Consider the following 13,028-nt stretch of genomic DNA (forward strand, 5'->3'; position numbering starts at 1 on the left):
GATGAACACCGCACTTGCACAACAAATCGCCAATGAAGGCGGCGTCGAAGCCTGGATGATCGCGCAACAACATAAAAGCCTGCTGCGTTTTCTGACCTGTGGCAGCGTTGATGACGGCAAAAGTACCCTGATTGGTCGTTTGCTGCACGATACCCGCCAAATCTACGAAGATCAGCTCTCATCACTGCATAACGACAGTAAACGTCACGGCACTCAGGGCGAAAAACTGGATCTGGCATTGCTGGTGGATGGTCTGCAAGCCGAGCGCGAACAGGGCATCACTATCGATGTGGCATATCGCTATTTCTCCACCGAGAAGCGTAAATTTATTATCGCCGACACCCCAGGGCACGAGCAGTACACCCGCAATATGGCGACCGGCGCATCGACATGTGAGCTGGCGATCTTGCTGATCGACGCCCGAAAAGGCGTGCTCGATCAAACCCGTCGCCACAGTTTTATCTCCACGCTGTTGGGGATCAAACATCTGGTCGTGGCGATCAACAAAATGGATCTGGTGGATTACAGCGAAGAGACGTTCACCCGCATTCGTGAAGACTACCTGACTTTTGCGGAACAATTACCGGGCAATCTGGATATCCGCTTTGTGCCACTCTCCGCGCTGGAAGGCGATAACGTGGCTTCGCAAAGTGAAAGTATGCCGTGGTACAGCGGTTCGACATTGCTCGAAATGCTCGAAACCGTAGAGATCCAGCGAGTGGTGGATGCCCAGCCAATGCGCTTCCCGGTGCAGTACGTTAACCGCCCGAATCTTGATTTTCGTGGCTACGCCGGAACGCTGGCATCCGGTCGTGTGGAAGTCGGGCAACGAGTCAAAGTGTTGCCTTCGGGAGTGGAGTCAAACATTGCGCGGATCGTCACTTTTGATGGCGATCGCGAAGAAGCCTTTGCCGGAGAGGCGATCACTCTGGTGCTGACGGATGAGATCGACATCAGCCGTGGCGATCTGCTGCTGGCGGCAGACGAAGCATTACCGGCAGTGCAGAGCGCGTCGGTGGATGTGGTATGGATGGCGGAACAGCCGCTTTCCCCAGGGCAGAGTTACGACATCAAAATTGCCGGTAAGAAGACGCGTGCTCGTGTTGATGGCATTCGCTATCAGGTTGATATTAATAACCTTAACCAACATGAAGTTGAAAATTTACCGCTCAATGGCATTGGTCAGGTTGATCTCACCTTTGACGAGCCGTTGGTGTTAGATCGCTATCAGCAAAACCCTGTTACCGGTGGGCTGATTTTTATCGATCGCCTGAGCAACGTGACTGTTGGTGCCGGTATGGTGCATGAGCCGAAAAACGAGGCCGCCGTTGCGCCGTCGGAATTTAGCGCGTTCGAGCTGGAACTGAATGCGTTAGTGCGCCGCCATTTCCCTCACTGGGGCGCGCGCGATTTGCTGGGAGATAAATAATGGCGCTGCATGACGAAAACGTCGTCTGGCATAGCCATCCGGTCACTGTGCAACAACGCGAGCAACACCACGGTCATCGTGGTGTTGTGCTGTGGTTTACCGGTCTCTCCGGTTCCGGTAAATCAACGGTCGCCGGGGCGCTGGAGGAGGCGTTACATAAACTTGGTGTCAGTACGTATTTGCTGGACGGCGACAACGTTCGCCACGGTTTATGCAGCGATCTCGGTTTTAGCGATGCCGATCGTAAAGAAAATATCCGCCGCGTCGGTGAAGTGGCGAATTTAATGGTTGAAGCCGGACTGGTGGTGCTGACTGCGTTTATTTCACCACACCGCGCCGAACGCCAGATGGTTCGTGAACGTGTAGGAGAAGGGCGATTTATCGAAGTGTTTGTCGATACGCCGCTGGCGATTTGCGAAGCTCGCGATCCAAAAGGCTTATATAAGAAAGCGCGTGCCGGTGAACTGCGCAACTTTACCGGAATTGATTCGGTTTACGAAGCGCCTGAATCGGCAGAAATTCATCTCAATGGTGAACAATTAGTAACAAATTTGGTTCAGCAATTATTAGATCTACTGAGACAGAACGATATTATCAGATCCTGAGACACCACCGGGTTTCCATGCCCGGTTCGTCAAAGTAACAGGATCAGATATGCGTAATAGCCATAACATTACACTAACAAATAGCGAAAGCCTTACTGAGGATGAAGAAACCACATGGTCGCTGCCAGGCGCCGTGGTCGGTTTTGTCTCCTGGCTTTGTGCGCTGGCGATACCGATGTTGATTTATGGCTCTAACACGCTGTTCTTTTTTATCTATACCTGGCCTTTCTTTCTGGCGCTGATGCCCGTCGCGGTGGTGGTGGGTATTGCGCTGCATTCATTGATGGACGGAAAGCTACGCTACAGTATTGTTTTTACCCTGGTGACTGTAGGTATTATGTTTGGTGCACTGTTTATGTGGTTGTTGGGCTAATTTGTTCTTTCCCGTCTACTCTGTTCATAATTCAAACCGTAACCAATAATGAGATTATGTTCCGCACGCCCTGGGTATACGTAACAATGGACAAATGTGGTACATTTGCCCGCGTTGTCGCGGTATCCCCAACAGAGGATGTAGAGTCGTCTTCGGATGTATGGGATGAAGATGCCGTTTTTCAGGGGGCAGGATGGGTAAACTAACGCTGCTGTTGCTGGCTATTCTGGTCTGGCTACAGTATTCGCTGTGGTTCGGTAAGAACGGTATACATGACTATACCCGCGTCAATAATGATGTGGCGGCACAGCAAGCTACAAACGCGAAACTTAAAGCGCGAAACGATCAGCTTTTTGCCGAAATTGACGATCTCAATGGCGGTCAGGAGGCGCTCGAAGAACGAGCGCGTAATGAACTCAGCATGACCAGGCCGGGCGAAACTTTCTATCGTCTGGTGCCTGACGCGTCGAAACGCGCACAGTCTGCGGGGCAAAACAATCGATAAATCAGCCCAGGAATTAACATGGCAACCACTCATTTGGATGTTTGCGCCGTGGTTCCGGCGGCCGGATTTGGCCGCCGAATGCAAACGGAATGTCCTAAGCAATATCTCTCAATCGGTAATCAAACCATTCTTGAACACTCGGTACATGCGCTGCTGGCGCATCCCCGGGTGACACGTGTCGTCATTGCTATAAGCCCTGGCGATAGTCGTTTTGCACAACTTCCTCTGGCAAATCATCCGCAGATCACCGTTGTTGACGGTGGTGAAGAGCGTGCTAATTCCGTGCTGGCAGGTCTGAAAGCCGCTGGCGACGCGCAGTGGGTGTTGGTGCATGACGCCGCTCGCCCTTGCCTGCATCAGGATGACCTTGCGCGTCTGTTGGCGTTGAGCGAAACCAGTCGCACGGGGGGCATTCTCGCTGCGCCGGTGCGTGATACCATGAAACGTGCCGAACCGGGCAAAAATGCCATTGCTCATACTGTTGATCGCAACGGCCTATGGCACGCGTTGACGCCGCAATTTTTCCCTCGTGAGCTGTTATATGACTGCCTGACGCGTGCATTAAATGAAGGCGCTACCATTACCGATGAAGCCTCGGCGCTGGAATACTGCGGTTTTCATCCGCAGCTGGTCGAAGGCCGTGCGGATAACATTAAAGTCACGCGCCCGGAAGATTTGGCGCTTGCCGAATTTTACCTCACCCGAACCATCCATCAGGAGAATACATAATGCGAATTGGACACGGATTTGACGTACACGCCTTTGGCGGCGAAGGCCCAATTATCATTGGTGGTGTGCGCATCCCTTACGAAAAAGGGCTGCTGGCGCATTCTGATGGCGACGTGGCGCTCCATGCGTTGACCGATGCATTGCTTGGTGCAGCGGCGCTGGGGGATATCGGCAAACTGTTTCCGGATACCGATCCGGCATTTAAAGGAGCAGACAGCCGCGAGCTGCTGCGTGAAGCCTGGCGACGCATTCAGGCGAAGGGGTATACCCTCGGCAACGTCGATGTCACTATCATCGCTCAGGCACCGAAAATGCTGCCGCACATTCCACAAATGCGCGTGTTTATTGCCGAAGATCTCGGCTGCCATATGGATGATGTTAACGTGAAAGCCACTACTACGGAAAAACTTGGATTTACCGGACGTGGGGAAGGGATTGCCTGTGAAGCGGTGGCGCTACTCATTAAGGCAACAAAATGATTGAGTTTGATAATCTCACTTACCTCCACGGTAAACCGCAAGGCACCGGGCTGCTGAAAGCCAATCCGGAAGACTTTGTGGTGGTGGAAGATTTGGGCTTTGAGCCTGATGGTGAAGGTGAGCATATTCTGGTGCGCATTCTTAAAAACGGCTGCAATACCCGTTTTGTGGCTGACGCGCTGGCGAAATTCCTGAAAATTCATGCGCGTGAAGTCAGCTTCGCCGGGCAGAAAGACAAACATGCAGTGACGGAACAGTGGTTATGCGCTCGCGTTCCGGGCAAAGAGATGCCCGATCTGAGCGCGTTTCAACTGGAAGGTTGTCAGGTGCTGGAGTATGCGCGCCACAAGCGTAAACTGCGTTTAGGGGCGCTGAAAGGCAACGCCTTTACCCTGGTACTACGCGAAGTGAGCAATCGCGATGACGTTGAACAACGTCTGATCGATATTTGCGTAAAAGGTGTACCGAACTACTTTGGCGCGCAGCGTTTCGGTATTGGCGGTAGTAACTTGCAGGGCGCGCTGCGCTGGGCGCAAACCAATACTCCGGTACGCGATCGCAATAAACGCAGCTTTTGGTTGTCGGCAGCACGTAGTGCGTTGTTTAATCAGATTGTTGCTGAGCGCCTCAAAAAAGCAGAAGTTAATCAAGTTGTTGACGGCGATGCGCTACAATTAGCCGGGCGCGGCAGTTGGTTTGTTGCAACTCACGAAGAACTGGCGGAATTACAGCGTCGCGTCAACGATAAAGAGCTGATGATTACCGCAGCTTTGCCCGGTAGCGGCGAGTGGGGAACCCAACGTGAGGCGCTGGCATTCGAACAAGCGGCGATAGCCGACGAAACTGAATTACAAGTTTTGCTGCTGCGCGAAAAAGTTGAAGCCGCGCGCAGAGCGATGCTGTTATATCCGCAACAATTAAGCTGGAACTGGTGGGATGACGTCACCGTAGAAATCCGTTTCTGGCTTCCGGCGGGAAGTTTTGCGACCAGCGTTGTCAGGGAACTTATCAACACAACAGGTGATTATGCGCATATTGCTGAGTAATGATGACGGGGTACATGCACCCGGTATACAAACGCTGGCGAAAGCCTTGCGTGAGTTTGCTGACGTTCAGGTGGTTGCCCCCGATCGTAACCGCAGCGGCGCTTCAAATTCCCTGACGCTGGAATCCTCCCTGCGAACGTTTACCTTTGAAAATGGTGATATCGCTGTGCAAATGGGAACCCCGACCGACTGCGTCTATCTTGGCGTGAACGCACTAATGCGTCCACGTCCGGATATTGTGGTTTCGGGCATTAACGCCGGCCCCAATCTGGGGGATGATGTTATCTATTCCGGTACGGTAGCCGCCGCGATGGAAGGCCGTCATTTAGGTTTTCCGGCGCTGGCTGTCTCGCTTGATGGACATAAACATTATGACACTGCTGCGGCGGTAACGTGTTCCATTTTGCGCGCACTGTGTAAAGAGCCGCTGCGTACCGGGCGTATTCTCAATATTAACGTACCGGATTTACCACTGGAGCAGATTAAAGGTATCCGTGTCACTCGCTGCGGTACACGACATCCGGCAGATCAGGTGATCCCGCAGCAAGATCCGCGCGGCAATACGCTGTACTGGATTGGCCCACCGGGCGGTAAATGTGATGCCGGTCCGGGGACCGATTTTGCTGCGGTAGATGAGGGCTATGTCTCCATCACGCCGCTGCATGTGGATTTAACTGCGCATAGCGCGCAAGATGTGGTTTCAGACTGGTTAAACAGCGTGGGAGTTGGCACGCAATGGTAAGCAGACGCGTACAAGCACTTCTGGATCAATTACGTGCGCAAGGTATTCAGGATGAGCAGGTGCTGAATGCACTCGCCGCCGTGCCGCGTGAAAAATTCATTGATGAAGCGTTTGAACAAAAGGCCTGGGATAATATCGCGTTGCCGATAGGTCAGGGGCAGACAATTTCGCAGCCATATATGGTGGCGCGAATGACCGAATTACTTGAACTGACGCCGCAGTCGCGGGTGCTGGAAATCGGCACTGGTTCGGGATATCAAACGGCAATCCTGGCGCATCTTGTCCAGCATGTATGTTCGGTCGAACGGATTAAAGGCTTGCAGTGGCAGGCGCGACGTCGCCTGAAAAATCTTGATTTACATAATGTTTCAACCCGTCACGGCGATGGATGGCAAGGTTGGCAAGCACGTGCGCCGTTTGACGCTATCATTGTAACGGCGGCACCGCCCGAAATTCCTACTGCGCTAATGACGCAACTGGATGAAGGCGGGATTCTCGTCTTGCCGGTCGGGGAAGAGCACCAGTATTTGAAACGGGTGCGTCGTCGTGGGGGCGAATTTATTATCGATACCGTAGAGGCCGTGCGCTTTGTCCCCTTAGTGAAGGGGGAGCTGGCTTGAATTGCGAGGAAATACCCGGAATTTTCCTGGTTATTTTGCAGCAAGTCAGCGTATCGTGAACATCTTTTCCAGTGTTCAGTAGGGTGCCTTGCACGGTAATTATGTCACTGGTTATTAATCAATTTTTTCCTGGGGGATAAATGAGCGCGGGAAGCCCAAAATTCACCGTTCGCCGTATTGCGGCTTTGTCACTGGTTTCGCTATGGCTGGCTGGCTGTTCTGACACATCGAATCCACCGGCACCAGTTAGTTCCGTTAATGGCAATGCGCCGGCAAATACCAATTCAGGTATGTTGATTACGCCACCGCCGAAAATGGGGACGACGTCTACAACGCAGCAACCGCAAATTCAGCCGGTACAGCAGCCACAAATTCAGTCTACACAACAACCACAAATCCAACCGGTACAGCCTGTCGCTCAGCAACCGGTGCAAATGGAAAATGGGCGTATCGTCTACAACCGCCAGTACGGGAATATTCCGAAAGGCAGTTATAGCGGCAGTACCTATACCGTGAAAAAAGGCGACACACTTTTCTATATCGCCTGGATCACCGGCAACGATTTCCGTGACCTCGCTCAGCGCAATAATATTCAGGCACCATACGCGTTGAACGTCGGTCAGACCTTGCAGGTTGGCAACGCCTCCGGTACGCCGATTACTGGCGGAAATGCCATTACCCAGGCGGATGCAGCAGAGCAAGGAGTTGTGATCAAGCCTGCACAAAATTCCACCGTTGCTGTTGCGTCGCAACCGACAATTACGTATTCTGAGTCTTCGGGTGAACAGAGTGCTAACAAAATGTTGCCGAACAACAAGCCAACTGCGACCACGGTCACAGCGCCTGTAACGGTGCCAACAGCAAGCACAACCGAGCCGACTGTCAGCAGTACATCAACCAGCACGCCTATCTCCACCTGGCGCTGGCCAACTGAGGGCAAAGTGATTGAAACCTTTGGCGCTTCTGAGGGGGGCAATAAGGGGATTGATATCGCAGGTAGCAAAGGACAGGCAATTACCGCGACCGCAGATGGCCGCGTTGTTTATGCCGGTAATGCGCTGCGCGGTTACGGTAATCTGATTATCATCAAACATAATGATGATTACCTGAGTGCCTACGCCCATAACGACACAATGCTGGTCCGGGAACAACAAGAAGTGAAGGCGGGGCAAAAAATAGCAACCATGGGTAGCACCGGAACCAGTTCAACACGCTTGCATTTTGAAATTCGTTACAAGGGGAAATCCGTAAACCCGCTGCGTTATTTGCCGCAGCGATAATTCGGCGGAACCAGGCTGTTGCTTGAGCGTTCCGTCAAGGGATCACGGGTAGGAGCCACCTTATGAGTCAGAATACGCTGAAAGTTCATGATTTAAATGAAGATGCGGAATTTGATGAGAACGGAGTTGAGGTTTTTGACGAAAAGGCCTTAGTAGAAGAGGAACCCAGTGATAACGATTTGGCCGAAGAGGAACTGTTATCGCAGGGTGCCACACAGCGTGTGTTGGACGCGACTCAGCTTTACCTTGGTGAGATTGGTTATTCGCCACTGTTAACGGCCGAAGAAGAAGTTTATTTTGCGCGTCGCGCACTGCGTGGAGATGTTGCCTCCCGCCGCCGGATGATTGAGAGTAACTTACGTCTGGTGGTAAAAATTGCCCGCCGTTATGGCAATCGTGGTCTGGCTTTGCTGGATCTTATCGAAGAGGGCAACCTGGGGCTTATCCGCGCGGTTGAGAAGTTTGACCCGGAACGTGGTTTCCGCTTCTCAACATACGCAACCTGGTGGATTCGCCAGACGATCGAACGGGCGATTATGAACCAAACCCGTACTATTCGTTTGCCGATTCACATCGTAAAGGAGCTGAACGTTTACCTGCGAACCGCACGTGAGTTGTCCCATAAACTGGACCACGAACCGAGTGCGGAAGAGATCGCAGAGCAACTGGATAAGCCAGTTGATGACGTCAGCCGTATGCTTCGTCTTAACGAGCGCATTACCTCGGTAGACACCCCTCTGGGCGGTGATTCCGAAAAAGCGTTGCTGGACATTCTGGCCGATGAAAAAGAGAACGGTCCGGAAGACACCACGCAAGATGACGATATGAAGCAGAGCATCGTCAAATGGCTGTTCGAGCTGAACGCCAAACAGCGTGAAGTGCTGGCACGTCGATTCGGTTTGCTGGGGTACGAAGCGGCAACACTGGAAGATGTAGGTCGTGAAATTGGCCTCACTCGTGAACGTGTTCGCCAGATTCAGGTTGAAGGCCTGCGCCGTCTGCGTGAGATTTTGCAGACTCAGGGGCTGAATATCGAGGCGCTGTTCCGCGAATAAGCAAGCATCTGTCAGAAAGGCCAGTCTCAAGTGAGGCTGGCCTTTTTCTTTTGTATGATCCGTCCTGAATAGCGTTGATGGTGACGCCGACTTCTGACAGTAAACTGGTGTGCGAAACCCGATGTCTTTATGAAGAAATTCATGACCGATATTGGCAATAGCGGATCTGAACCAGAGATGATCCTTATCCTGACTGGATTAATTATTTAATTTTATAAAACGATAACCGTCCGCTTTTCGGCGATCCGGTATCAATATAAATCTGGTTAGCGAATGTCTGAATGTTATCAAACATCATATGTCCAAATATAAAATAATCAGCACCGTTTATTTTTTGTAACTCGCCATTAAGCGACTTCTGCACGCGATCAACAGGCCAGAGTAATTTGCTTTCCGCGATTTCTTTGCCAAAGTGATATTCATTACCCGGATAATCTGCATGTGTGATGACATATTTTATAAAATCGTTACTCAATTCGATAATATGCGGGAGATGATGAAATCTCAGTAACAGATCTATTGCTTCTTTTTTCTCTGAATCATTTAAATCAAAGAACCAGTCACCGCCGCTGGCTAACCACATATTGCCATCACCAGTCGCGAATGCATCAAGTGCCATCGCTTCATGGTTACCTTTCACGGAGGTAAACCAGGGCTGATTTAACAGGCGTAGCACATTAAGACTCTCCGACCCACGATCAATATTATCGCCTGTGGAAATAAGTAAGTCTGTTTCGTGACAAAAATATAATTCATGCAAACGGGATTGTAATAATTGATAGTCACCATGAATATCACCAACAGCCCATATATGGCGATAGTGATGAGTATCAATTTTTTGATAGCGTGTTGATGGCATGATTTTACCCTGTAAAATAATCTCTACTATTATACAGGGTATTTTTATTAGATTCGTCAGTTGTCGTTAATATTCCCGATAGTAAAAGGCTATCGGGAATTATTTTTACACCAGACTCTTCAAGCGATAAATCCACTCCAGCGCCTGACGCGGAGTCAGTGAATCTGGATCGAGGTTTTCCAGTGCTTCGATCGCTGGCGAGGTTTCTTCCGGCACAGAAAGTAGCGACATTTGCGTACCATCTACCTGTGTAGCGGCAGCATTCGGCGAAATGCTTTCCAGCTCACGCAGTTTCTGTCGCGCACGTTTGATCACCTCTTTCGGTACACCTGCCAGCGCAGCAACCGCCAGACCGTAGCTCTTACTCGCCGCGCCGTCCTGTACGCTGTGCATAAAGGCGATAGTGTCTCCGTGCTCCAGCGCATCGAGATGCACGTTGGCGACGCCTTCCATTTTCTCCGGCAGTTGAGTCAGCTCGAAGTAATGGGTAGCAAACAGCGTCAACGCTTTAATTTTATTCGCCAGATTTTCGGCACATGCCCACGCCAGCGACAGGCCATCGTAAGTCGACGTTCCGCGCCCAATCTCATCCATCAATACCAGACTGTACTCGGTGGCGTTATGCAGAATATTAGCGGTTTCGGTCATCTCCACCATAAAGGTTGAACGTCCGGAAGCCAGATCATCCGCTGCGCCAACACGGGTGAAGATGCGATCGATCGGCCCAATCTCGACTTTTTGTGCCGGTACGTAACTGCCAATATACGCCATCAGCGCAATCAACGCGGTCTGGCGCATATAGGTACTTTTACCGCCCATGTTCGGACCGGTGATGATCAACATCCGTCGCTGCGGTGACAGGTTCAGCGGGTTAGCGATAAACGGCTCATTCAGCACCTGTTCAACCACCGGATGGCGACCTTCGGTAATACGAATGCCGGGTTTATCGATAAAGGTCGGGCAGGTGTAGTTCAGGGTATATGCGCGTTCTGCCAGATTTACCAGCACGTCCAGTTCTGCCAGCGCGCTCGCACTCTGTTGTAACGCTTCCAGATGCGGCAGTAGCAGGTCGAACAACTCTTCATAAAGCTGTTTTTCCAGCGTCAGTGCTTTACCTTTTGAAGTCAGTACCTTGTCTTCGTACTCTTTCAGCTCCGGAATAATGTAACGTTCGGCGTTTTTCAGTGTCTGGCGGCGCATATAGTTAATTGGCGCCAGATGACTTTGCCCACGGCTGATTTGAATGTAGTAGCCGTGCACCGCATTAAAGCCGACTTTCAGAGTGTCCAGACCGGTACGTTCACGTTCGCGGATTTCCAGACGCTCCAGATAATCGGTCGCACCGTCAGCCAGCGCACGCCACTCATCCAGCTCTTCGTTATAGCCTGGAGCGATGACGCCACCGTCGCGCACCAGCACCGGTGGCGTGTCGATGATTGCTCGCTCCAGCAGGTCGCGCAGTTCGGCAAATTCGCCCATTTTTTCACGCAGCGCCTGTACTGGTGCACTATCGACATTTTCTAGCTGTGCACGCAGTTCCGGCAGTTGCTGGAAGGCATGACGCATACGAGCAAGGTCGCGCGGGCGAGCGGTACGCAACGCCAGGCGTGCCAGAATACGCTCCAGATCGCCGACCTGCCGGAGTACCGGCTGTAACTCGGTGGTGAAATCCTGCAATGCGCCAATAGTTTGCTGACGCTCAAGCAACACACGGGTGTCGCGCACCGGCATATGCAGCCAGCGTTTCAGCATACGGCTACCCATCGGCGTGACGGTGCAATCGAGCACGGAAGCCAATGTATTTTCCGCGCCGCCCGCCAGATTCTGGGTAATTTCCAGGTTACGACGCGTCGCAGCATCCATAATGATGCTGTCCTGCTCACGTTCCATAGTGATAGAGCGAATATGCGGCAGGGTCGTGCGTTGGGTATCTTTCGCATACTGTAACAGACAACCGGCAGCACAAAGCCCACGAGGCGCGTTCTCGACGCCAAAACCGACCAGATCGCGGGTGCCAAATTGCAGGTTCAACTGCTGGCGCGCGGTGTCGATTTCAAACTCCCACAGCGGGCGACGACGCAGGCCGCGACGACCTTCAATCAACGACATCTCGGCGAAATCTTCTGCATACAACAGTTCCGCCGGATTGGTGCGTTGCAGCTCTGCCGCCATCGTTTCGCGGTCAGCCGGTTCGCTCAGGCGAAAACGGCCGGAGCTGATATCCAGCGTCGCATAACCGAAACCTTTGCTGTCCTGCCAGATAGCTGCCAGCAGATTGTCCTGACGCTCCTGTAGCAGGGCTTCATCGCTGATCGTGCCCGGCGTGACGATACGGACAACTTTGCGCTCAACCGGCCCTTTGCTGGTAGCCGGATCGCCGATTTGTTCACAAATCGCAACCGACTCACCTTGATTCACCAGTTTGGCGAGATAGTTTTCCACTGCATGGTAGGGAATACCCGCCATCGGGATCGGCTCGCCCGCAGATGCGCCGCGTTTAGTCAGTGAAATATCCAGCAGCTGCGATGCTCGTTTTGCGTCGTCATAAAACAGCTCGTAAAAGTCACCCATCCGGTAGAACAGCAGGATCTCAGGATGCTGGGCTTTCAGCTTGAGGTACTGCTGCATCATCGGAGTATGGGCGTCGAAATTTTCTATTACACTCATGGAGTTAGATCCGGTTCCCTGATGTTAAATGTAGTGTGATGGTTTTTATTTTCGTTGTAATCACATAAGGCGCACATGATACCGGAGTTAATCATTTCAGGGGAAGACACGAAAGGTGAGTTCTTGATGTCGGTTCCGGGAAAAATGCTGCTTTGCAGCGTTTGCTTGTTGGCTGTGGAAAAGGGGCGCAACATTGTCTGGTTGAAGAAACCTTCTCCTTCAGAGCCATAGTCCCCTTTACATTTAAGTTGTAATATAAATGCACCTTAAGAGTGTGGAGGCAGCATGTCCGGTAAGCGTATCTCTCGTGAAAAACTGACGATTAAAAGAATGATCGATCTTTATCAAGCGCAATGCCCGCAGGCGTCAGCGGAGCCGGGGCATTACGATGCGCTGTTTGCTTACGCGCAAAAGCGGCTGGATAAATGTGTGTTCGGCGAAGAGAAACCAGCCTGTAAGCAGTGTCCGGTTCACTGTTATCAGCCAGCAAAGCGTGAGGAGATGAAACAGATTATGCGTTGGGCGGGGCCGCGAATGCTGTGGCGTCATCCGATCTTAACCGTGCGTCATCTGATTGATGATAAGCGTCCGGTGCCGGAATTGCCGGAAAAGTATCGCCCGAAGAAACCACGTGAATAG

At 51.8% G+C, this 13,028-nt stretch carries 14 protein-coding genes; 12 read left to right on the forward strand and 2 right to left on the reverse strand.

What is annotated here, in order from left to right; translation table 11 throughout:
* Window position 1: 1 nt before the first annotated feature.
* The 11 genes from cysN (at window position 2) to rpoS (ending at window position 8,863) form a co-directional block, all read left to right on the forward strand.
* Window positions 2–1,429: a sulfate adenylyltransferase subunit CysN gene (gene cysN, locus LG381_RS09295; protein ID WP_001090350.1), complete on the forward strand. Its 1,428-nt coding sequence runs from the start codon at window positions 2–4 to the stop codon at window positions 1,427–1,429.
* Entirely contained in the window at window positions 1,429–2,034 is a 606-nt protein-coding gene (cysC, locus tag LG381_RS09300) for an adenylyl-sulfate kinase (protein ID WP_001173681.1), read from the forward strand. The genes cysN and cysC overlap by 1 nt, the downstream gene beginning before the upstream one ends.
* A 49-nt stretch (window positions 2,035–2,083) precedes the next feature.
* Complete coding sequence (locus LG381_RS09305) at window positions 2,084–2,407, forward strand: DUF3561 family protein (RefSeq protein WP_001246115.1); 324 nt, start codon at window positions 2,084–2,086, stop codon at window positions 2,405–2,407.
* Window positions 2,408–2,600: 193 nt separating this feature from the next.
* Window positions 2,601–2,912 carry a cell division protein FtsB gene (gene ftsB, locus LG381_RS09310; protein WP_000517479.1) on the forward strand — a complete coding sequence of 104 codons (312 nt, stop codon included), beginning with the start codon at window positions 2,601–2,603 and terminating at the stop codon, window positions 2,910–2,912.
* 18 nt (window positions 2,913–2,930) lie between these two features.
* Entirely contained in the window at window positions 2,931–3,641 is a 711-nt protein-coding gene (gene ispD, locus LG381_RS09315; protein ID WP_225762325.1) for a 2-C-methyl-D-erythritol 4-phosphate cytidylyltransferase, read from the forward strand.
* Entirely contained in the window at window positions 3,641–4,120 is a 480-nt protein-coding gene (gene ispF, locus LG381_RS09320; RefSeq protein WP_001219242.1) for a 2-C-methyl-D-erythritol 2,4-cyclodiphosphate synthase, read from the forward strand. Before ispD ends, ispF begins: the two co-directional genes overlap by 1 nt.
* Window positions 4,117–5,166: a tRNA pseudouridine(13) synthase TruD gene (truD, locus tag LG381_RS09325; protein WP_225762326.1), complete on the forward strand. Its 1,050-nt coding sequence runs from the start codon at window positions 4,117–4,119 to the stop codon at window positions 5,164–5,166. Before ispF ends, truD begins: the two co-directional genes overlap by 4 nt.
* Window positions 5,147–5,908: a 5'/3'-nucleotidase SurE gene (gene surE, locus LG381_RS09330; protein WP_032226071.1), complete on the forward strand. Its 762-nt coding sequence runs from the start codon at window positions 5,147–5,149 to the stop codon at window positions 5,906–5,908. The genes truD and surE overlap by 20 nt, the downstream gene beginning before the upstream one ends.
* Window positions 5,902–6,528 (forward strand): protein-L-isoaspartate O-methyltransferase, encoded by a 627-nt coding sequence (pcm, locus tag LG381_RS09335; protein ID WP_000254703.1) that lies wholly within the window; start codon window positions 5,902–5,904, stop codon window positions 6,526–6,528. Before surE ends, pcm begins: the two co-directional genes overlap by 7 nt.
* Before the next feature lie 140 nt (window positions 6,529–6,668).
* The gene (gene nlpD, locus LG381_RS09340) at window positions 6,669–7,808 is read left to right on the forward strand and encodes a murein hydrolase activator NlpD (protein ID WP_175118829.1); all 1,140 of its coding nucleotides are present in this window, start codon (window positions 6,669–6,671) and stop codon (window positions 7,806–7,808) included.
* 62 nt (window positions 7,809–7,870) lie between these two features.
* Entirely contained in the window at window positions 7,871–8,863 is a 993-nt protein-coding gene (gene rpoS, locus LG381_RS09345) for an RNA polymerase sigma factor RpoS (RefSeq protein ID WP_000081550.1), read from the forward strand.
* A gap of 202 nt (window positions 8,864–9,065) precedes the next feature.
* Here rpoS and pphB read toward each other — a convergent pair whose 3' ends face one another.
* Window positions 9,066–9,722, reverse strand: coding sequence for a protein-serine/threonine phosphatase (pphB, locus tag LG381_RS09350; protein WP_225762327.1), 657 nt, complete (start codon window positions 9,720–9,722; stop codon window positions 9,066–9,068).
* A 105-nt stretch (window positions 9,723–9,827) separates the two neighbouring features.
* Complete coding sequence (mutS, locus tag LG381_RS09355; RefSeq protein WP_225762328.1) at window positions 9,828–12,389, reverse strand: DNA mismatch repair protein MutS; 2,562 nt, start codon at window positions 12,387–12,389, stop codon at window positions 9,828–9,830.
* Window positions 12,390–12,674: 285 nt separating this feature from the next.
* Between mutS and LG381_RS09360 the strand changes: the two genes are divergently transcribed.
* A complete protein-coding gene (locus LG381_RS09360; protein WP_000015504.1) occupies window positions 12,675–13,028 on the forward strand; it encodes a nitrous oxide-stimulated promoter family protein in 354 nt (117 codons plus the stop codon).

Source organism: Escherichia sp. Marseille-Q3837 (genome assembly GCF_916618735.1).
Classification (GTDB): Bacteria; Pseudomonadota; Gammaproteobacteria; order Enterobacterales; family Enterobacteriaceae; genus Escherichia; species Escherichia ruysiae.